Here is a 20,254-nt window from a genome sequence, read left to right on the forward strand (position 1 = left end):
CCCGGCCTGTTCGCTCCGCTTGCCGGATTCGTCGTCACCGCATCGACCATGTTCAAGAAGGCCAACACCGAGTTCTACCCGGAACAGAAGGTACCGACCGCGCCGCGCTATCACGGTCGCCACCAGCTCAACCGGCATCCGGACGGACTCGAGAAGTGCATCGGCTGCGAACTGTGCGCCTGGGCCTGTCCCGCCGACGCCATCTACGTCGAGGGCGCGGACAACACCGAGGAGCAGCGCTTCTCGCCGGGTGAGCGCTACGGCCAGGTCTATCAGATCAACTACCTGCGCTGCATCGGCTGCGGTCTGTGCATCGAAGCGTGCCCGACACGGGCGCTGACGATGACCAACGAATACGAGATGACCGACGACAATCGCGCCGATCTGATCTACGAGAAAGACCAGCTGCTCGCCCCACTGCAGCCGGGCATGACCGCGCCACCGCATGCCATGTATCCCGGCACCGACGAAGGCGACTACTACCGGGGCAACGTGCCGAGTGGCGCCGCCGAGGCGGAACCCACTCACCCGAGGCTGCCCGCCGCCGCGGGCGCGGAAGGAGGCGCGCTGTGAACGCATTGATCCTGGCCGCCGAGCCACTGACCCGAGCCTCCACCGGTGAGGCCGTCAGTTTCTGGATCCTCGCCCCGCTGGCCGTGATCGGCGCGCTCGGCATGGTCTTCGCACCCAAGGCTGTGCACTCGGCGATGTGCCTCGCCTCGACGATGATCGCGCTCGCGGTCATGTACATTGCCCAGGACGCCCTGTTCCTCGGCGTGGTACAGATCGTCGTCTACACCGGCGCGGTGATGATGCTGTTCCTGTTCGTGCTCATGCTGGTCGGCGTCGATTCCGCCGAGTCGCTGCGGGAAACCATTCGCGGGCAACGGCTTTCCGCCGCCGCGGTCGGCCTCGGTTTCGGCCTGCTGCTGATCAGCGGCATCGCCAGCGGCATCCGCAACTCCGGAATCACCTACCCGGCCACCGGATTCGCAGGCCGTGACGTGATCGGCGAGCTCGCCGAGCTGATCTTCATCCGCTACGTGTGGGCCTTCGAGCTCACCGGTGCACTGCTCATCGCCGCCACCATCGGCGCGATGGTGCTCGCGCACCGCGAGCAGTTCGGCCAGCGGCTCGGCCAGCGCGAAATGTCGCAGCGCCGGTTCCGCAGCAAAGGTGACCCGCTGTATCCCACGCGCCGCGCCACCCCACTGCCCACCCCCGGCGTCTATGCCAGGCACAACGCGGTCGACATCCCGGCCAGACTGCCGGACGGGTCCTTCGAGGAATTGTCGGTCAGCACCATCCTGCGGCACCGCCGCACCAGGGCGCTCACCGAAGCGGCCGTCATCTCGGTCGGCTCGACGAGCACACCCGACGGGGCCGAAAACCACGCGCCCGCCGACGATTCCCCACAGAGCTGACGAGGAAGGCATACGGTGAACCCCCAGAACTACCTGTTCCTGTCCGCGCTGTTGTTCACGATCGGCGCCGCGGGAGTCCTACTGCGGCGCAACGCCATCGTCGTGTTCATGTGTATCGAGTTGATGCTCAACGCGGTGAATCTCGCCTTCGTCACCTTCGCCAGGCTGCATGCAAATCTGGATGGCCAGGTGTTCGCGTTCTTCACCATGGTGGTCGCCGCGGCCGAGGTCGTCGTCGGTCTGGCCATCATCATGACCATCTTCCGCGCCCGCCGCTCGACCTCGGTCGACGACGCCAACCTGCTGAAGTTCTGACATGGACGGGACAACAACTCTCGGACTGCTGCCCGCGCTGCCGCTGGCAGGCGCCGTCATCCTGCTGCTCGGCGGGAAGTACACCGACAAGTGGGGTCACCTGCTCGGCACCGTCGCGGCGCTCGCGTCGTTCGTGGTCGCCGGGATGGCATTCTTCAGCATGCTCGACCGCGATAATGCCGAACGAGCCATTCACCAGGACCTGTTCAGCTGGGTGCCGGTGCCGGGACTCGAGGTCGATTTCGGCCTCCAATTGGACCAGCTGTCCATCTGTTTCGCACTGCTGATCACCGGAGTCGGATCGCTGATCCACATCTACTCCATCGGCTATATGAGCCACGATCCGGCGCGACGACGGTTCTTCGCCTATCTCAACCTGTTCCTCGCGGCGATGCTGCTGCTGGTGCTGGCGAACAACTATCTCGTGCTCTATCTCGGCTGGGAAGGCGTCGGCCTCGCGTCCTACCTGCTGATCGGCTTCTGGCACGAAAAGCCGTCCGCCGCAACAGCGGCCAAGAAAGCTTTTGTGGTCAACCGAGTCGGCGACATGGGCCTGGCGATCGCCATGTTCGCCATGTTCACCACCTTCGGGTCGATCAACTTCACCGACGTGTTCGGCGCAGCGTCCGCCGCCAGCGAGGGAAAGCTCACGGCGATCGGATTGCTGCTGCTGCTCGCCGCGTGTGGCAAGTCCGCGCAGGTGCCGCTGCAGTCCTGGCTCGGTGACGCGATGGAGGGCCCGACCCCCGTGTCGGCGCTCATCCACGCGGCAACCATGGTCACCGCGGGCGTGTATCTCATCGCTCGGTCCGGCCCGATCTTCGACCTGGCACCCAATGCCCGGCTCGGGGTGGTGCTCGTCGGCGCGGTGACGCTGTTGTTCGGTGCGATCGTCGGTTGCGCGAAAGACGACATCAAGAAGGCACTCGCCGCCTCCACTATGAGCCAGATCGGCTATATGGTGCTGGCCGCCGGGCTCGGTCCGGCCGGCTACGCGGTCGCCATCATGCATCTGCTCACCCACGGCTTCTTCAAGGCCGGACTGTTCCTCGGTGCGGGTTCGGTGATGCACGCAATGGACGATGAGACCGACATGCGCCGCTACGGCGGACTGCGCACGCTGCTGCCGGTCACCTACATCACCTTCGGGATCGGCTATCTCGCCATCATCGGGGTGCCGCCGTTCGCCGGGTTCTTCTCCAAGGACCGCATTATCGAGGCGGCGTTCAACCAGGGCGGTGCCAGCGGTTTGGCGCTCGGCGCAGTGACGCTGCTCGGCGCCGGACTGACCGCGTTCTATATGACGCGGGTGATGCTGATGACCTTCTTCGGCGAACGCCGCTGGAAACCCGACACTCATCCGCACGAGTCACCCGCGGTGATGACGGGACCGATGATCCTGCTTGCCGTCGGATCGGTTGCCGCGGGCGGGCTGTTCGTCCTCGGATCGTCGCTGCAGAACTGGCTGGAACCCGTTGTCGGAGCACACCACGGTGAAGAGGCGGTTCCCGCCGCTGTCATCACCGCATTCGCGCTGATCGTCGTCGCCGTGGGCGTCGTGTTCGCCTACTACCAGTACGCCCAGCGTGAGATCCCCGAAACCGCACCGGAATCGGTGAGCACGCTGACCGTCGCCGCTCGCAAGGATCTCTACGGCGACGCATTCAACGAAGGCGTATTCATGCGGCCGGGCGCCTACCTGACCCGGGTCCTGGTCTTCCTCGACAGCCGCGGCATCGACGGAATCGTCAACGGCACTGCCGCACTGATCGGCGGCCTTTCCGGCCGCATCCGGCGCGTCCAGTCCGGATTCGTACGCTCCTATGCCCTGTCCATGTTCACCGGCGCGGCCCTGGTGGCCGCCGCCCTGCTGGCGGTGAGGATCTGGTGACCGATTTTCCCTGGTTGACCTTGCTGTGGGCGTTGCCCGCGGTCGGCTCTGTTGCGGTGCTCGTGCTGCCCGCCGCCCAACGCACGCTGGCGCGCTGCCTGGCCCTGTGCGTCTCGATCGCGGTGCTGGTGGTCGGCATCATCTTGGCGGTGCGCTTCGATCCCGGTGGGGCGCAATATCAGTTCGTCGAAGACCACGAGTGGATTCCGGCCTTCGGCGCCGGATACACCCTGGGCCTGGACGGGATCGCGCTGGTACTCGTACTGCTCACTGCGGCGCTGGTGCCATTGCTGATTCTCGCGGGCTGGAACGACGAGCGCGAGGTCGGCAGCGGCCGCCGCGTCGTGCACACCTACGTCGCACTCAGCCTGATGGTCGAAGCGATGGTGTTGATCTCCTTCGTCTCGCTCGACATCCTGCTGTTCTACGTGTTCTTCGAGGCCATGCTCATCCCGATGTACTTCCTCGTCGGCGGCTTCGGACCGCGCAGTGCGGATGTGCAGCTGCGCCAGCAGCGGTCGCGGGCGGCGGTGAAGTTCCTGCTCTACAACCTGTTCGGTGGGCTGATCATGCTGGCGGCGGTGATCGGGTTGTATGTGCTCACCGCGCGGGAAGGGCTCGGGGCGGGCTCGGCGGGCACCTTCGACTTCCGTACGGTGGTCACCGCGGCCAACGCCGGACAGCTCGGCGCCGGTCCCGCCGTGCTCAACGCCCTGTTCCTCGGGTTCATGTTCGCGTTCGCGGTGAAGGCCCCGCTGTGGCCGCTGCACACCTGGCTGCCCGATGCGGCGGTCGCGGCGACGCCGTCGAGTGCGGTGCTGATGATGGCGGTAGTCGACAAGGTCGGCACCTTCGGCATGCTGCGCTACTGCCTGATGCTGTTCCCGGATGCCTCGGGCACCTACGCGCCACTGGTGATCACCCTCGCGGTCATCGGCATCATCTACGGCGCGCTACTGGCCGTCGGCCAGACCGACGTGATGCGGCTGATCGCTTACACCTCGATCTCGCACTTCGGATTCATCATCCTCGGCATCTTCGCGATGACGAGCCAGGGACAGACCGGGGCGACACTCTACATGGTCAACCACGGCATTTCGACCGCCGCGCTGTTCCTGATCGCCGGATTCCTGGTGTCGCGCAGGGGTACCCGGGTCATCGCCGAATTCGGCGGGGTGCAGAAAGTCGCGCCGGTGCTCGCGGGCACCTTCTTCATCGCCGGTCTCGCCACGCTGTCGCTGCCCGGTCTCGCCCCGTTCGTCAGCGAATTCCTGGTCCTGGCCGGCACGTTCAGCCGCTACCAGGTCGCCGCCGTCATCGCGACCGGCGCACTCGTGCTCGCCGCGCTGTATGTGCTGTGGCTCTACCAGCGCATGATGACCGGCCCGGTGAAGGAAGGCAACGAGCGCCTCTACGATCTGGTGCCCCGCGAACTCGCTGTGGTGGTACCACTGATCGCCGCGCTGCTGTTCCTCGGCGTCTACCCGAAACCGCTGCTGGACTTCATCAATCCGGCGGTCGGACAGACGCTGACCACGATCGGCCGCCACGACCCCGCACCGTCGGTGCCGTCGCTGCCCGAAGCGGGGGCGACCGGGCATACCGGAGGTGCGCACAAGTGAGCGCCGCCGAGCGTCGACCGGACCGCCTCAGTACCGGCTGTGGCGCGCACTTCGGTGCCGCCAGGCAGGTCGCCACCATGTTCTACGTATCAAGGACGGCATAAGTGACTTCCTACGAATACGGAACTGTGCTCGCCGCCACGGTCCCCGCACCGAGCATCGAGTACAGCAAGCTCTCGCCGATGCTCATCGTTTTCGGTGTCGCGGTGGTCGGGGTGCTGGTCGAAGCGTTCCTGCCCCGACCGTATCGGTATGCGACGCAGGTGGTGCTCGGGCTCGCCGGTCTGCTGGCGGCTCTGGTTGCCGTCGTACGCCTCTCGGGCACCAATGCCACCGCGATGGTCGGTGCGGTGTCGATCGACGGCGTCACACTGTTCCTGCAGGGCACGATCCTGGTGGTCTCGATCCTGGCGCTGCTGCTCATCGCCGAGCGTGACGCGCAGCCGCGCGCCGAAGGACGTTCCGGTCCCGGCACCTGGAGTCTGGCGGCGGCCACCGTCGGACGCAGCTTGGACGCGTTCACGCCGCAAGCCTCCGCGGTGCCGGGAGGCGCGGGCGAGATGGCCGCCATCCGAGCGGGTGTCGCGACGACCGAGGTGTTCCCACTGACCATGCTCGCGATCGGTGGACTGCTGCTCTTCCCGGCGTCGAACGATCTGCTCACCATGTTCGTCGCGCTCGAGGTACTGTCGCTGCCGTTGTATCTGCTGTGCGGGCTCGCCCGTCGCAAGCGGCTGCTCTCCCAGGAAGCGTCGCTCAAATACTTTCTGCTCGGGGCGTTCTCGTCGGCGTTCTTCCTCTACGGTGTCGCCCTGCTCTATGGCCAGGCGGGCACCGTCCGGCTCGGCGGTATCGCGGATGCGATAGCGCAGCATCCGGAGAACACCACCCTCGCCATGCTCGGTGTCGGCCTGCTCGCGGTCGGCCTGCTGTTCAAGATCGGCGCGGTGCCGTTCCAGTCCTGGGTGCCCGATGTGTACCAGGGCGCGCCGACGCCGATCACCGGATTCATGGCCGCCGCAACGAAGATCGCCGCGGTCGGCGCGCTGCTGCGCCTGCTCCAGGTCGCGGTGCCCGGCCTGCGCGACGACTGGCGGCCGGTGCTCGCCGCCATCGCCATCGCCACCATGCTCATCGGCGCGGTCATGGCGATCACCCAGACCGATGTGAAGCGCATGCTCGCGTACTCCTCGGTTGCGCACGCCGGTTTCATTCTCATCGGCCTGATCCCCGGCACCAATGCCGGTGTCGCCGCCATCCTGTTCTACCTGCTGGCCTACGGCGTCGGCACCGTCGGCGCCTTCGCCGTCGTCAGCCTGGTTCGGGACAGCTCCGGTACGGAAGCCACCGCCATGTCGCAGTGGGCCGGCCTCGGCCGCCGCTCCCCGGCCCTGGCAACGGTGTTCGCGCTCTTCCTGCTCTCCTTCGCGGGCCTGCCCCTGACCAGCGGCTTCGTCAGTAAGTTCGCCGTCTTCCAAGCGGCGGCCGCCGGCGGGGCCACGCCTCTCGTCCTCGTCGGTGTGATCTCCAGCGCGATCGCGGCCTTCTTCTACATCCGCGTCATCGTGCTGATGTTCTTCACCGACCCGCCCGAAGCCGCCCCTGCGGTGATCACCCCCTTCCTGACCACCGCGGTCGTCACCTTCACCGCAGGAGCAACCATTCTGCTCGGCATCCTGCCCCAGTCGATGCTGGACATCGCCGAACGCGCGGCGACCTTCGTTCACTAGTCACGCACCGACCGGTACCGCCGCACACGCAAGAAAGTGCGGCGGTACTGCCGTGTTCGGGGCAGTTCGCACGCGGGAACGTCAGTGCAGATACGAAGCTCCGTTGACATTCAACACCGCGCCCGAGGTCCAGGTCGCTTCCGCCGAGGCGAGATACCGCACCGCCGAGGCGATTTCCTCCGGCTCGGCGACCCGGTCGAAAGGGCTCTGAGCTCGGACTTCGTCGGTGACGCGGTGCACGACACGTTCGGTCGCCACGAAACCGGGCGCGACCGAGGCGACCGCGATGCCGTAGGGAGCGAGATAGACCGCCAGCGATTGACCGAGAGCGTGCACGCCCGCCTTGCTCGCGCCGTATGCGGGGTAATCGGGTTCGCCGCGGAACGCGCCCCGGGAGCCGATATTCACGATGCGGCCCGCGACACCGCGGTCGATCATGTGCCGGGCCGCGCAGTAGGAGACGTTGGCGGTGCCGAACACGTTGACATCCATGGTCGCGCGCCATGCCTGCTGCCAGTCCGCATAGCTGGTCTCCGCCAACGGATGCGGGATGTTCACCGCCGCATTGTTGACCAGAACATGCACGGTGCCCAGCCCCGCGACGGCCGCGGCGACGATCGCCTCGGCCTCCTCCGGTGACCCGACGTCCCCGCCCACGAGCACATGTCCCGTTCCCGGCAGCCCTCGCAACGTCTCCTCGGCATCGTCCTTGCCGGTCGCGTAGTGCACCGCCACTCGGTCGCCGTTTTCGGCAAACGCGTGCGCGATGGCCCGTCCGATCCCCCGCGACGCACCCGTCACCAACACACCACGACTCATTCGTCCATCACCATGCCCCCAGCCTGCCATCACGACTCGTCGTGTACGTCGCCACGCCCCGGCGGCCACGGCAAACCGGATGTGATCGATAGCAGCCCAGCATATTTGCCGGGCCGTGCGCGCCCGGATCGATGGCCCGTACTGTTGCGGCGTCGAGACAAACCTGACGGTCTTACTGCTAATGTGGGCCAGTCGTCGAGTTTCGGACGACTGGAAGGGCTTGCTTTGTTCGGTCGGTGATTGTCGAAATCATCTGTCCTGCAGGGACTGTGAGACGACGATGGTGAGACTGCGGTTGGCCTCGCCAGAACTCCGGTCCTCGGCACTGATCTCTTTGCCGGGGTCACGATGGTCGGCAACTGCGAGGAAGGCTGAACGAAGCGATGTGGCGGGAGGCTGTACGTCGATGATCGAAGCGCGCAGCATGCCGTCGAAACCCCGGCGAACCCCTGACCTCTCTCGACACACGTGACCGAGGCGCATGCCCGCATTCACCGATTTCGTCGAGTTTTTGATCCATCGTCTGGAGTCACGCCTATGACCAAGCCGCACTCGCCGTTGTCGGCCGCGCCCAACGCAACCACGAACGGAACCTGCCCCGTCGCGCACGGCTCACCGATCCGTACCGATGGTCCCCGTGTCTCGCTGCACACTCCGGAATTCGCCGCCGACCCGCACCACGCCTACCGCGAGATGCGCAGGCAGTACGGTTCGATGGTGCCGATGGAGCTGGCCCCGGATGTGCCGGCCACCTTGGTGATCGGTTACAACACCGCACTGCGAATCCTCAACGACCCGGACCATTTTCCGGCCGACCCGCGGACCTGGCAGCAGCACGTGCCCGACGACTCCCCCATCAAGCCGATGATGGAGTGGTATCCGAACGCGCTACGCAACAGCGGAGCCGCGCACGCGCGCTATCGTCAGGCCTACACCGCGAGCATCGACGGAATCGACCTACACGCTCTACATTCCACGGTCGAAAAGGTCGCCGTTCCACTGATCAATACTTTTTGCGAGGCCGGTTCGGCCGATCTGGTGTCACAGTACGCGTTGCCGCTGGTCTTCGAGCTGCTCAACCAGTTGGTCGGCTGCTCGACGGAGCTCGGACAGCGGGTCGCGACCGGAATGGCCGCACTCTTCGACACGGTCAACGCCGCTTGGGGCATGCAGACGCTCAGCGAGGCGCTGATGGAGCTGATCCAGCTGCGCCGCGCCGAGCCCGGGGACGATGTCACCTCGCGGCTCGCGCACCACCCCGCCGAACTCGACGACACCGAAATGCTCTCCCAGCTGATCAGCTTCTACGGCGCCGGTATCGAGCCGCAGCAGAATCTGATCACCAATACCCTGCTGCTGATGCTCACCGACGACCGGTTCGGCGGCGAGGTCCTCGGCGGGAGCCTATCGACTCGCGACGCGCTCGATGAGGTGCTCTTCAACGACCCTCCGATGGCGAACTTCTGCATGAGTTACCCGAAGCAGCCGATCCTCATCGAAAACACCTGGCTGCCAGCACATCAGCCGGTCCTCATCAGCCTTGCGGGCTGCAACAACGACCCCGAGATCCGCGGTGGTGACCGCACTGGCAATCGCTCGCATCTGGCGTGGAGTGCTGGGCCGCATGCGTGTCCGGCAAAGTCGGTGGCCTACATGGTCGTGCAGGACGCTATCGATCAGCTGCTCGACGCCCTTCCTGAGATGCAACTGGCCGTGCCGCAGGACGAATTGCTCTGGCGGCCGGGTCCTTTCCACCGGGCGATGGCCGCACTGCCGGTCGTGTTCCCCAAGTCCCCTCCGTTGAACCTGGTGTAAGGAGCGTCTGATGGAGCATGAACCGATAGTCCTGGACACAGCCGGTCTCGACATCCAAGGCGAGTCCGCCCGGATCCGCGCGCGCGGGCCGGTGGCGCTGGTGGAGTTGCCCGGCGGAGTGCCTGCGTGGTCGGTGACCGACGCTGTGGTGCTCCGTAGCCTGCTTGCCGACCCGCGGGTATCGAAGGACCCGCGGCAGCACTGGACGGCGTACATGAACGGCGAGATCACCGAGGCGTGGCCGTTGCAGCCGTGGGTGGCGGCGGAGAATATGTTCACTGCATACGGCAGCGAGCATCGGCGGCTGCGGAAGTTGGTCGCGCCGGCATTCACACATCGTCGGACTGCGGCACTGCGGCCACGGATCGAGGAGATCACCGAGAATCTGGTGGCACAGCTCGCGGCGACACCGCGTGGCGAGTCCGTCGATCTGCGTGCGCGATTCGCCTATCCGGTGCCGATCCAGGTCATCAGCGAGCTGATGGGTGTACCGGACCATCTCGGCGCCAGCATCCACAAGTGCGTCGACGGGTTCTTCGACACCTCGTTCACACCCGCGCAGGCTCAGGCCAACTACCTCGAGATGTACCAGCTCATCAGCGAACTGGTGGCCTACCGGCGCCAAACGCCCGGCGAAGACATCACCAGCGTGTTGATCGCCACCCGTGCCGAGGACGACGGCTCACAGCTGACCGAGAAGGAACTCGTCGACACGCTGATGCTGGTCATCAACGCCGGACACGAGACCACAGTCAACCTGCTCGATCAGGCGATCTTCGCACTGCTGTCGCATCCTGGTCAGCGCGCTGATGTGGTCGAGGGCCGAGTGCCCTGGTCGGATCTGGTGGAGGAGACGCTGCGCTATGAAGCGCCCGTCGCCCATCTGCCACTGCGTTATGCCGTCGACGACATCGACATCGACGGCATCCGCATCCCCAAGGGCGACGCGATCCTCGCCTCATACGCAGGCGCGAGCCGTGACCCGAAGGTGCACGGCGCGACTGCCGACGAGTTCGACGTGCACCGCGTGACCAAGGACCAGCACGTAGCCTTCGGCCACGGCGCTCACCATTGCATCGGCGCTCCCCTCGCCCGCATGGAGGCCGCGATCGCGCTGCCTGCGCTGTTCAAACGCTTCCCCGACCTGCGCTTCGCTGTGGACCCAAGAGAACTAGCGCCGGTAGGCAGCTTCATCTCCAACGGACATGCACAGCTGCCGGTCTACCTGGATTCGGCGGAGTAACTCGCTGGTGAGTGGGGTGCCGTCCCGGACGAAGCCCCACTTCTGCACGAAATCGGCGGCCCCACAAAGAATCCCAGGGCTGCGATTTCTGCGCGACAGCTGCGGGGGTGGCCGCGCGTGCGACGATCGCAGCGGTCGGCTGTCTCGAGCCTTTGTCTCGTCGGCGTGTCCATTGGCGAGATGCATGAACAATAGTGATACCTCCTGGACAAATAGCCCAGTGACCTGGGCCACCGGGCGGAAACGTCACTGTGCGTGAAATATGCGGTGCGGCATGACGGTCGGTCGGCGGGTCGGTCCCGGAATCTCGGTGCGAACCGGAGCGGTTGGGCGGCGATGGCTGCGCTGAGCATGGTGGCGGCCGAAGCGCTCCAGCCGGGTACCGCGGGTGGCGGCCGACGAACCGCCGGTGACGGTGGCGTCCGATCGACAAGAGCAGCAGCTGGCGACCCGTGACGGCGTCGCGGTGTCGTATGTCAGTTTTCGATTTCCGCTACCGTCCGGGGTTCCCGCGCACTCCGAGGCGTGTGATGGCACCGGGTACCTGAGATATCGGCCAGTGGGTGGCCCGGAGAACTCGCGCGTGGCCGACGCGGTGGTCGTGCAGCAAAACGTCGACTCCATCATTCGCGGTCCGACCTAGGTCGCCTGGGTGGGTATTGCGGGACAGTAACGTACCCACCCACGGCCACCGGCCGGGTCGGAGCCGGCCTCTATGCGCCGACCCGGCCACACCTATTTCGCCGTCCGCCAAGTAATTACGCCCGCAGCACTTCGCGCAACCGGGGGGCGAAGGCAGCCGGGTCCTCCACGAAACCGGTATGGCCACCAGGGAACAACGTCGGTTCTACGCCAATTGCTTCCCCCAGCGCCCGTACCGTGCGCTCGCACAACTGTCCGGTCGAGTCGACGCCGAGACCGAGCACAATGCGTGCGGCCATCGTGCGCAGCGACGACCTATCGGGTTCCCATGAAATGCCCGGGCGGAGCTCGTGCGCGAACCAGTAACTCTCGCTGGCCCGCTGTCGCGGCTCGCGCTCCCCACCGAAGACCTGCTGGAACACTGGCTCCGGCATCTGAATGTTGGCCTGCGCCATGAACTTCCGCCAGGCGCCCAACCTGTCGCCGGCCTGGTAGGTGGCGATCATATCGTCGGTTTTCGCATGCTGCTGCGCACGGTCGTCGAGCAGCGCGAGCAGTGGTGGTTCGTGCGCCACGACCGTAGTGACCAGATCGGGATGCGCTTGAGCAAGGGCCAGCGCGGTGATTGCGCCGCCGCTGGAGCCGAACACCACGGCCGGGCCCGCGTCGACGTGGGCAATCAGGCGGGCGAGGTCGTCGGCCCGTAATTCCGGGGTCGAGTCCTGCGTCGGGTCATCGAGCACGCTGCCCTGGTGGCCGCGCGGATCGGTGGTGAGGACGGTGTGATCGGTGGCGAGCAAATCCGCGAGCGGCGCGAAAGCCGAGGCATCCATGGGAGCACCCACCAGCACGACCAGTGGTCCCGTGCCACGCAGCTCGTAATGCAGGCGGGCGCCGGGTACATCGAGTGCGGCCGTGGTGGCAGGGACGGTCGGAGTCTGGGTCATCTGTTCTCCTCGAGGAGTAGTCCTACGTGTGAATGTATTGAAATGTATTGACTACGGCCGCCCCGAAAACTCATCGGTCGGGTGGATATTCCCTGGACAAAACCACTTGCGCCTAGGGCTATTAGGTTTTAACCTAGGAGTCCTAGGTAAGGAGATGGGTATGTCCCCACGCGCCGGTCTCACAGCCGACAAGATCGTCCTCGCGGCGGCCGAGCTGGCCGACGAGGTCGGCTTCGACAACATCACCGTGTCTGCACTGGCACGGAAGTTCGATGTCAAGGACGCGAGCCTGTACTCGCACATCAAGAACATCAAGGACCTGCGCTGCCGGGTATCCATCCTGGCCGCCGAGGAGAAGACGACCCTGATCGCCGCGGCGGTCGCCGGTCTCGCGGGCCGCGACGCGCTCGCCGCCTACGCCAACACCTGGCGTCGGTATGCACTCGCCCACCCTGGTCGCTACGCGGCGACCCAGATGCCGGTAGACCCCGCCGCGGCGACCCCCTCGCCGGGCCTGCGCCGTGCCATCGACCTGACCTACCGGATGCTGCGCGCCTACGGCCTCGCCGAACCCGACCTCACCGACGCGGTTCGCCTGCTGCGCAGCACCTTTCACGGCTACACGAACTTGGAAGCCACCGGCGGCTTCGGGCACTCGCGCCCGACCGAGGCCTCCTGGGACCGCATCATCGACGCACTGCACATCGCACTCGAACAGTGGCCGTCGACCGATAACAAGGAGTAGAAGTAATGCGAAGCGAGACATTCAAGGTCCCCGGTGCGACCCTCTTCTACGAGATCCGCGGCAGTGGCCCGCTGCTGCTGATGCTGCCGGGCAGCGGCGGCGACGCCGCCATCTTCGACCAGCTCGCCGAGCCGCTCGCCGAGCATTTCACCGTCGTCGCCATCGACCCACGCGGCTATTCACACAGCACTCTCGACGATCCGGAACGCGGGGATCTGACCGCCGAAGTGATGAGTGACGACGTCTACCGCCTACTCGAACATCTCACTCCCACAGGCGAAGACGCCTACGTCTTCGGCGGCAGCGGTGGTGCGGTCGTCGCGCTCGATCTGCTCGCGAATCACCCCGAACGCCTTCGACTCGTCATCGCCCACGAACCCCCGATCTTCGGAATACTCCCCGACGCGGCCGCACATCGCGCGTTCATCGAGGAGGTCTGCCGGCTGCTGCACACCAAAGGCCCCGCCGCGGCAGGCGCTCGGTTCGCGGCAGGGGTCGGCGTCACCATGAAGGGCTTCCCCAACCCTGACGACCTTCCGCCCCGCCCGGCCGGGTTGATTCGCCGGCTCTTGGCCAACGGACCAGTAATGATGGCGCACGAACTGCGACCGATCACCTCGTATCTGCCCGACGAGGCCGCGCTCGCGACCGTTTCCGACCGCCTCGTCCTCGGTGCGGGCGAGCTGACCCGCGGGAAGCTGCCGCACCGCCCGGCCGCTGCCCTCGCCGAAAACCTCGGTCTGCCGCTGACGATATTCCCGGGCGGTCACAGCGGATTCACCGACGAACCGGAGGCGTTCACACAGCTTTTGCTCGACCTGCTGCTGGGTGCCCGCAGCGCCACGAGCTGAACCGGCCGGGCCCACTGCAACGGCGGTGGGCCGGTCTCGGCCTAGGGTTGACGGTATGCGCGCCAACAAAGGTTTAACCTTCGGCATCTACGCCGCGAGCCAGGTAGGCACCAGCATCGGAGCCCCCGACGATGTCGCGGCGATCGACACGCTCGTCGCCGCGCTGCAGTCCGGCAAACCGTTCGTCGTCCGCGAGTACCTGCATTATCTTGGCGCCGAACCGGAGCCGGAACGCGTCGCGGTGGTGGATCCGGAACGTGAGCTGCGCGGTCTCACCCTGCCCGACGAGTGGTACGTGGACCAGCGCCGCCAACTCGATCTGGTCCTCAGCTATCTGCCGACCAACGCCGACATCCCGGGCTGGCTGGCCTTCATCGATCGCGCCATCCACCGCTACGGCGCGATCACTCGATTCCTGCAGATCACCCTCGAACCCAATTTCCCCATCCCCTGGATCGACGGCAGCTCACCCGCGGTTCTCGACGCACTCACCCACGGTATGGCCCACGCCCGTCGCGCACTGAACCGCCTCGGCCACACCCACGTCGAACTCGGATTCTCGGTGGCCGAACCGCCCGAATGGCTCGGCGGCGACACCGACTTCTGGCAGCACCTGTCCAAGATCCCCGCCGCGGACTTCGCCGACCACGTCGATTACGTCGGCCTCGGCCTCTACCCCGATGCCTTCTCCCCCGTCGCCCCTGCGGGGACACCAGGCAACCTCATCGAACTCACCGAACGCGCCATCCGCCACCTCCGCGAAACCAGCCTCCCCACAGCACATCTGGATTTCGCACCACTGCACATTGCCGAAAATGGCAGCCCCACCGGACCGGACCGCTCCCCCCGCCACCAAGCCGACAGCCTCGAGCAGATGCTCGAAACAATCATCGACGCCGCGCCTGTTCACAACATCACCCACTACGAACTGTTCGGCCTACGCGACGCCGACTCCGCAGCCCCCGAACCCACCAACCAGCTGGGTATCACCACCGACGACTACCGCCCCAAACCCGCATTCACGCTGTACCAAACGTTGATCGACGAGCACTCGCTACCCTGATAGGAACTACCTTTCGCGTTCACTCGCCACAGCCGCGACCAACCCCTCCAGGTTGTCCGCCGCAACACCCTGTTCCTGCTCGACGCTGACCCGGGCGGTCACCAGTCCGGCTGGGACTGTGGATCTAACGATGTTTCCGGCCTGATTCGCTGAACAAGGTTCAGCGGGAAGGTGCCGTGATGACGACACTTGATGGGCGCGGGCGGCTGGCAGGGCACCTCGGAGGGCCCGGTCTGCCCCGCCATGGAGAAGCTGCCCGAAACCAGCCCGGACGCCGTCGGCGCATGATTACTTCTCGATGCGAACGGCCGAACTAGGGCCCGAACTTCGGTCCGCGGCTAAAAAGCAGGCGGGTGTGGTGGTTACGAGGATCCGGCGCTGCCGGTGGGGAGGAGCATTCTCCACGGCCAGAACGCGTCGCCCGAGCCGGTGGAGTCCCGGCAGAATCCTTCGTGACAGGTGAATGGCCCTTGGACGTCGGTAGCCGTCGAATCGGGAGGACCGCCGGCGAGAAGGCTTGCCATGGCGAGAGCGGGCGCGGCGACGGAGAGTGCGAGTCGAGCACGCACGTGGTTGGACATATCCTGTTCCTTTGAAATGCCTTGTGGGCAAGGTGATCCGGAGATTTTTGGAAGGGTTGGCGCGGTTTATCGTCCGCCGAGTCCGGTGGTGGCGATGCCGCGAAGAAAGGCTCGTTGGGCGATCGCGTAGACGATGACCAGCGGTAGCAGGATGAGCATCGCCGCGGCCATGAGCACGGGCCATTTGGATACGTATTGGCCCTGCATCCATACCAGGCCGAGAGTGAGGGTGCCGATGCTTTTGCGTTGCACCATCACCAGGGGCCACAGGAAGTCGTTCCAGACGTTGACCCAGGTGAGTACGGCGAGCACCATGGCGGCGGGTTTTGCGTTGGGTAGCAGGATCCGCCGTAGATCTGCCAGGGCGAGCACCCGTCGAGGACGGCAGCCTCCTCGAGATCCTTGGGCAGCGTGCGGAAGAACTGCCGCATGAGGTAGGTGCCGAAGGCGCTGCCGAACAGGCCCGGAACGATCATCGCCCACGCCGTATCCATCCAGCCGAAGGCTCTCATGAGGATGAACTGCGGGATGACGGTGACCGTGAGCGGGACCATCAGCGTGGCGAGGTACAGGACGAACAGGGTGTCGCGGCCGGTGAACTGCAGTCGGGCGAACGCATATCCGGCCAGCGAACAGAAGAACACCTGACCGGCGGTGACGGCGCCGGCGTACACCACGGTGTTGAGCAACATCCGCCAGAACGGCATCAGCGTGAACACGTCCGCGTAGTTGGACCATTGCGGATGCGCGGGAAGCAGAACGGGCTCACCGACCTCGGCTTCCTTTTTCACCGAGCCCGACAACGCCCACAGGATCGGAAACAACGCACACCAAGCCGCCGCGATCAATGCGGTATAGAGCGCGACGCCGCGGACGACGCTGAGCTTGATCCTTCGTTCGGTCGACCCAGCCATCAATCCTCCAGAGAGTACTTGCGCGACAATCGCAACTGCAGCACCGTGAGCACGAGCAGGATCGCGAACATCACCCAGGCCAGTGCAGAGGCATAGCCGAAGTCCAGGAACGCAAAGGCGTGCTGGAACAGCATGATTCCGAAAACGTAGGTTCCGGTCTCCGGTCCGCCGTGGCCGCCGGTGAGTACGTACACCTGGTCGAATGCCTGGAAGGCGTTGATGACCGAGATGACCACCACGAACGACAGCGCGCCGCGGATCAGCGGCACTGTGATGGAGAAGAACCGCCGTATCTCCCCGGCGCCGTCGATTCTGGCCGCCTCGTACAGCGGTTCCGGCACACCTTGCATCGCGGCCAGCAGGACGACGATGGCGAACGGCACGCTCTTCCACACACTGACCAGACACAGCGAGACCATCGCCCAGTTCGGGTCGACCAGCCAGGGAACCGGACCCAACCCGATCCAGCCGAGCATGATGTTGAGCAGCCCGCCATCGGTGTTGAACACGAACTGCCACACCACGGCCATGACGGCCGACGAAACAGCCAGGGGCAGAAACAGAATCGTCCGGAAGAAGCCGATACCTTTGATCTTTCGATTCAGCATGGCCGCCACGACCAGACCGATCACGACTGTCGGCACGAGTGTTCCGAGGGTGAAGATCACCGTATTACGCAACGCGATGAAGAACAGCGGGTCCGCCGTCAGCAGGGTGCGGAAGTTCGTCAGCCCGACGAACTGTGGCGGCGTGAACAGGTCCCATTTCTGCACACTCATATACAGCGAGAACCCGAGCGGGAACGCCATGAACACCGCGATCGCCGCCAGGTTCGGTGCGATGAACGCCAGCCCCCACCGCCGGCGGCGCCGAGCCCGCGCGCGGCGCTCCGCCGAATCCGCCGGAGCGGGCTCCGCGGTGATGGGTTTCACGAGCAGAGTCATGGTTTGCGCAGCACCTCATCGACATCGCGGGACAGGCCGGTCTTCAATGAGGTCGCGGGCTTCGTTCCGCGCAGCACAGGCCCGAAGCTGCGGTCCATCAGTGTGTCGATTTCCTCCCATACCGGGGTGACCGGCAGGTAGCCCGACTGGGCCGGACCGTCCGTGAGCACCGCGAGGTTGCCTACTCTGGCGTGGGCTTTCGCGAATCCCGGCGAGTTCACCGCGGACCTCAGTACCGGCACGAAAAGGCCGGACTCACCGATGAGGGCTTGGCCGACCGGCCCGGTCACGAACTTCACGAACTCCCACGCCTGTTGTTTTCGGGGGCTGCTCGCCGCGATGGCCAGTCCGGTCGTTCCGATATTCGAATGGGCGCCTCGGCCTTTCGGACCGGCGGGCAGCACCGTGACGTCGAGATCCAAACCGTCGGCGTGGGTGAACGTGCCGTAGCGCCAGTGTCCCCCCATGGCCATGGCGGCCTTGCCCAGCGCGAACATGTCCATTGTGGACATGGATTGTTTGTCGGCCGGCGTCGGCGCCACCTTGTGCTTGTTGGACAGGTCCGCGTAGAACTGGACACCGTCGAGGAAGGCGTCGTCGTCGAAATTGATGTGCGCGGGATTCATCCGCGGGGTCGACCACGGCGTGCCGTTGTTCATCCCGAACAACCCTGCCGAGTAGTACGGCACCCAGGTATCGACGAAACCCCACTGGGTGACCTTCCCGGATCGGTCCCGTTTGGTCAGAGCCCGCGCGGCGGCGAGGAACTCGTCGAAGTTCCACGGCTGATCCCACCGCGCCGGCGGCGGCTTCAGCCCGGCGTCGGCGAACAGCTTCTTGTTGTAGAACAGGAAGTTCCCCGACCATTGCTCTGGGAACGCATACTGTCCGCCCTCGAACTGGAACGTTTCGTACAGTGCGCCGACGCTGTCGGTCTTCAGCTCTGCGGCGAACGCCGGATCGGAAGCGAGCATGGTGTTCAGATCGAGCAGCACCCCCCGGTCCGCCAGCCCGGCATAGGTCAACTCCCACGCCATCAGCACATCCGGGCACTTGCCGCCCGCGCAGAACGTCGACATCTGCTGCATCGGATCGGGCCCGGACAACACCGTACGCACGCTGATCTCGGGACGCCGACGCTGAAATTCGTCGATGATCTTCATCCGGCCCTTCACCTCTTCCGGATTGGCCTGGAAGAAGAACGTCAGCGCATCATCGTCGTCGTCACCACACGCCGCCGCTGGCAGCGCCCATGCCGCGACACCCAACGCGCCGGCACCACGAAGAAAACCTCGCCGCCCGAACGACTTGTCGAACATGCGGCTCCTGGATTTCCGTGACAACCGGTCATATATGCCTACCCACTTCGCGTCCCGCTGTTTAACGTACCGCTATATCGCGGCATATCTCAATGTATGTCAGCGCTGCCGAGCCGCCTCCGGTCAGCTCGGCCGGAGGGCCGCAAGCGTGGTACGTCAACGACCACACGCTCGTTCGTGACGACACCAGGCGGTGGCATCTGTTCGGGATCACCCACCCTCCAGGGCAACGACCCTCCGTAGTCACGATGTTTGTTGCCCCCAGTCAGTGGCGGTCATCATCCTGTCGACCGGCGGCGAGCCATCGTTGGTGGCGAAGATCCAAACTTCACTAAGGATTTCACGCACCGGAGTCTTGGACCATGCGGTCCTAGATCTGGCCGATAGCCAGGTCGAGCGCGCCGAACCGGCGCCCGCGCGCCTTGGGTGCGGTGACAGGCCGCCGGCATCGGCCTCGTGCCGGTCGTCGACAATAGGCAACCAATGGTTGCGCAATGACCGATGGCCGACTAGCGTGATGCGCAACCAAACGTTGCACATAGAGGAAGTGGGATGAGTATGGAGTACGGCAGCATCGAACGAGAGATCCACGTCGACGCCTCGCCCGAGGTGGTCTTCGAGGTCGTCAGCAGCCCTGAGCACATTTCGCAGTGGTGGACCGACGATGCCGAGATCGAAGCGACTCCCGGCGCGGTCGGTGAGCTTGTCTGGGGTGACAGGGTGGAAGTCGTCCCGATCACCGTGGTGAACGCTGAGCCGCCTCGATTGTTCTCGTTCCGCTGGTGCTATCCCGAGGGCAAGGTCGACGACTCCGCCAACTCGATGCTGGTCACCTTCGAGCTCACCCCGTCGGGCACCGGGACCAGGATTCGGCTCACCGAGACCGGGTTCCGGGAGATGGGCTGGGAGGCCGCGAAATTGGAGGAGCAGTACCGCGAACACAGCGTCGGTTGGGACACCTTTGTTCCCCGACTCGGGGAGTACCTCGCGCGGCTGGTGTCGACCCCGTGATCAGCGCCGTCGACGACGACCTGTGGTCCGCGGTCGGGGATCCGACCCGTCGGCGGATGCTCGACCTGCTCCTGGCCGACGGCGATGGCACCGCTACCAGCCTCAGTGAGCGGCTACCGGTGACACGGCAGGCCATCGCGAAACATCTCAGCGTGCTCGACCGCGTCGGCTTGGTGTACGCCACGCCCGCCGGGCGAGAGAGGAGGTACCGAGTGGACGAGGCGCAACTTGCTCGTGCGGTCGCACAACTGTCCTCGGTGGGAGCGGCGTGGGACGCCAGGCTCCGACGTATCAAGCGGATCGCCGAAGCGATTCAGCGCGAGAAAGACCAGCGCGGCATATAGCCGTGAATTCATTTAGATCCTACGGGAAACAGCA

General features: G+C 65.4%; 18 protein-coding genes and 1 pseudogene. 14 read left to right on the forward strand and 5 right to left on the reverse strand.

Annotation, left to right across the window (positions count from 1 at the left end; translation table 11 throughout):
* Positions 1-48: 48 nt before the first annotated feature.
* From nuoI to nuoN, 6 genes are all read left to right on the forward strand, one after another.
* Positions 49-573, forward strand: a complete 525-nt coding sequence (gene nuoI, locus OHQ90_RS27785) for an NADH-quinone oxidoreductase subunit NuoI (protein ID WP_328413138.1) — start codon at positions 49-51, stop codon at positions 571-573.
* Positions 570-1,424: an NADH-quinone oxidoreductase subunit J gene (locus OHQ90_RS27790; protein ID WP_328402382.1), complete on the forward strand. Its 855-nt coding sequence runs from the start codon at positions 570-572 to the stop codon at positions 1,422-1,424. The genes nuoI and OHQ90_RS27790 overlap by 4 nt, the downstream gene beginning before the upstream one ends.
* 15 nt (positions 1,425-1,439) lie before the next feature.
* Complete coding sequence (gene nuoK / locus OHQ90_RS27795) at positions 1,440-1,739, forward strand: NADH-quinone oxidoreductase subunit NuoK (RefSeq protein ID WP_107656630.1); 300 nt, start codon at positions 1,440-1,442, stop codon at positions 1,737-1,739.
* 1 nt (position 1,740) lies between these two features.
* Complete coding sequence (nuoL, locus tag OHQ90_RS27800; RefSeq protein WP_328402390.1) at positions 1,741-3,630, forward strand: NADH-quinone oxidoreductase subunit L; 1,890 nt, start codon at positions 1,741-1,743, stop codon at positions 3,628-3,630.
* The gene (locus tag OHQ90_RS27805) at positions 3,627-5,252 is read left to right on the forward strand and encodes an NADH-quinone oxidoreductase subunit M (RefSeq protein ID WP_328402392.1); all 1,626 of its coding nucleotides are present in this window, start codon (positions 3,627-3,629) and stop codon (positions 5,250-5,252) included. Before nuoL ends, OHQ90_RS27805 begins: the two co-directional genes overlap by 4 nt.
* A 104-nt stretch (positions 5,253-5,356) precedes the next feature.
* The gene (gene nuoN, locus OHQ90_RS27810; protein WP_328402394.1) at positions 5,357-6,982 is read left to right on the forward strand and encodes an NADH-quinone oxidoreductase subunit NuoN; all 1,626 of its coding nucleotides are present in this window, start codon (positions 5,357-5,359) and stop codon (positions 6,980-6,982) included.
* Positions 6,983-7,063: 81 nt separating this feature from the next.
* Here nuoN and OHQ90_RS27815 read toward each other — a convergent pair whose 3' ends face one another.
* On the reverse strand, positions 7,064-7,801 hold the full coding sequence (locus OHQ90_RS27815; RefSeq protein ID WP_328402396.1) for an SDR family NAD(P)-dependent oxidoreductase: 738 nt from the start codon (positions 7,799-7,801) through the stop codon (positions 7,064-7,066).
* A gap of 537 nt (positions 7,802-8,338) precedes the next feature.
* Here OHQ90_RS27815 and OHQ90_RS27820 point away from each other — a divergent pair.
* The 3 genes from OHQ90_RS27820 to OHQ90_RS27830 all read left to right on the forward strand — a co-directional run bounded on the left by OHQ90_RS27820 (position 8,339) and on the right by OHQ90_RS27830 (position 11,502).
* Positions 8,339-9,616, forward strand: coding sequence for a cytochrome P450 (locus OHQ90_RS27820; RefSeq protein WP_328402398.1), 1,278 nt, complete (start codon positions 8,339-8,341; stop codon positions 9,614-9,616).
* 10 nt (positions 9,617-9,626) lie between these two features.
* The gene (locus OHQ90_RS27825) at positions 9,627-10,859 is read left to right on the forward strand and encodes a cytochrome P450 family protein (RefSeq protein WP_328402400.1); all 1,233 of its coding nucleotides are present in this window, start codon (positions 9,627-9,629) and stop codon (positions 10,857-10,859) included.
* A gap of 388 nt (positions 10,860-11,247) precedes the next feature.
* The gene (locus OHQ90_RS27830; protein WP_328402402.1) at positions 11,248-11,502 is read left to right on the forward strand and encodes a hypothetical protein; all 255 of its coding nucleotides are present in this window, start codon (positions 11,248-11,250) and stop codon (positions 11,500-11,502) included.
* Between the two features lie 115 nt (positions 11,503-11,617).
* Here OHQ90_RS27830 and OHQ90_RS27835 read toward each other — a convergent pair whose 3' ends face one another.
* A complete protein-coding gene (locus tag OHQ90_RS27835; protein WP_328402404.1) occupies positions 11,618-12,448 on the reverse strand; it encodes an alpha/beta fold hydrolase in 831 nt (276 codons plus the stop codon).
* A 160-nt stretch (positions 12,449-12,608) separates the two neighbouring features.
* Between OHQ90_RS27835 and OHQ90_RS27840 the strand changes: the two genes are divergently transcribed.
* Genes OHQ90_RS27840 through OHQ90_RS27850 form a run of 3 tightly spaced genes read left to right on the forward strand, consistent with a single transcriptional unit; the run spans position 12,609 to position 15,107 of the window.
* The gene (locus tag OHQ90_RS27840) at positions 12,609-13,193 is read left to right on the forward strand and encodes a TetR/AcrR family transcriptional regulator (protein ID WP_328402406.1); all 585 of its coding nucleotides are present in this window, start codon (positions 12,609-12,611) and stop codon (positions 13,191-13,193) included.
* A gap of 5 nt (positions 13,194-13,198) precedes the next feature.
* Positions 13,199-14,044 (forward strand): alpha/beta hydrolase, encoded by an 846-nt coding sequence (locus OHQ90_RS27845; protein WP_328402408.1) that lies wholly within the window; start codon positions 13,199-13,201, stop codon positions 14,042-14,044.
* A gap of 55 nt (positions 14,045-14,099) precedes the next feature.
* Positions 14,100-15,107, forward strand: a complete 1,008-nt coding sequence (locus tag OHQ90_RS27850; RefSeq protein WP_328402410.1) for a hypothetical protein — start codon at positions 14,100-14,102, stop codon at positions 15,105-15,107.
* Between the two features lie 647 nt (positions 15,108-15,754).
* Here the strand turns inward: OHQ90_RS27850 and OHQ90_RS27855 are convergent.
* From OHQ90_RS27855 to OHQ90_RS27865, 3 genes and pseudogenes are all read right to left on the reverse strand, one after another.
* Positions 15,755-16,602, reverse strand: a pseudogene (locus tag OHQ90_RS27855) (carbohydrate ABC transporter permease).
* Complete coding sequence (locus OHQ90_RS27860) at positions 16,602-17,546, reverse strand: carbohydrate ABC transporter permease (protein ID WP_328402412.1); 945 nt, start codon at positions 17,544-17,546, stop codon at positions 16,602-16,604. The pseudogene OHQ90_RS27855 and the gene OHQ90_RS27860 overlap by 1 nt, the downstream one beginning before the upstream one ends.
* Positions 17,543-18,865, reverse strand: a complete 1,323-nt coding sequence (locus tag OHQ90_RS27865) for an ABC transporter substrate-binding protein (RefSeq protein WP_328402414.1) — start codon at positions 18,863-18,865, stop codon at positions 17,543-17,545. Before OHQ90_RS27865 ends, OHQ90_RS27860 begins: the two co-directional genes overlap by 4 nt.
* Positions 18,866-19,423: 558 nt before the next feature.
* On the opposite strand from OHQ90_RS27865, the gene OHQ90_RS27870 reads away from it, so the two are divergent.
* Entirely contained in the window at positions 19,424-19,876 is a 453-nt protein-coding gene (locus OHQ90_RS27870; protein ID WP_328413140.1) for an SRPBCC family protein, read from the forward strand.
* Positions 19,873-20,220: an ArsR/SmtB family transcription factor gene (locus OHQ90_RS27875; RefSeq protein WP_328402416.1), complete on the forward strand. Its 348-nt coding sequence runs from the start codon at positions 19,873-19,875 to the stop codon at positions 20,218-20,220. Before OHQ90_RS27870 ends, OHQ90_RS27875 begins: the two co-directional genes overlap by 4 nt.
* The last annotated feature ends 34 nt before the right edge of the window (positions 20,221-20,254 follow it).

Source organism: Nocardia sp. NBC_00403, from assembly GCF_036046055.1.
GTDB lineage: Bacteria > Actinomycetota > Actinomycetes > Mycobacteriales > Mycobacteriaceae > Nocardia.

Coding starts and splice junctions, on each gene's coding strand:
- OHQ90_RS27870 (WP_328413140.1), top strand. CDS start 19,424: ATGGAGTACGGCAGCATCGAACGAGAGATCCACGTCGACGCCTCGCCC.
- OHQ90_RS27865 (WP_328402414.1), bottom strand. CDS start 18,865: ATGTTCGACAAGTCGTTCGGGCGGCGAGGTTTTCTTCGTGGTGCCGGC.
- OHQ90_RS27850 (WP_328402410.1), top strand. CDS start 14,100: ATGCGCGCCAACAAAGGTTTAACCTTCGGCATCTACGCCGCGAGCCAG.
- OHQ90_RS27820 (WP_328402398.1), top strand. CDS start 8,339: ATGACCAAGCCGCACTCGCCGTTGTCGGCCGCGCCCAACGCAACCACG.
- OHQ90_RS27845 (WP_328402408.1), top strand. CDS start 13,199: ATGCGAAGCGAGACATTCAAGGTCCCCGGTGCGACCCTCTTCTACGAG.
- OHQ90_RS27825 (WP_328402400.1), top strand. CDS start 9,627: ATGGAGCATGAACCGATAGTCCTGGACACAGCCGGTCTCGACATCCAA.
- nuoI (WP_328413138.1), top strand. CDS start 49: ATGTTCAAGAAGGCCAACACCGAGTTCTACCCGGAACAGAAGGTACCG.
- OHQ90_RS27840 (WP_328402406.1), top strand. CDS start 12,609: ATGTCCCCACGCGCCGGTCTCACAGCCGACAAGATCGTCCTCGCGGCG.
- nuoL (WP_328402390.1), top strand. CDS start 1,741: ATGGACGGGACAACAACTCTCGGACTGCTGCCCGCGCTGCCGCTGGCA.
- OHQ90_RS27815 (WP_328402396.1), bottom strand. CDS start 7,801: ATGAGTCGTGGTGTGTTGGTGACGGGTGCGTCGCGGGGGATCGGACGG.
- OHQ90_RS27860 (WP_328402412.1), bottom strand. CDS start 17,546: ATGACTCTGCTCGTGAAACCCATCACCGCGGAGCCCGCTCCGGCGGAT.
- OHQ90_RS27835 (WP_328402404.1), bottom strand. CDS start 12,448: ATGACCCAGACTCCGACCGTCCCTGCCACCACGGCCGCACTCGATGTA.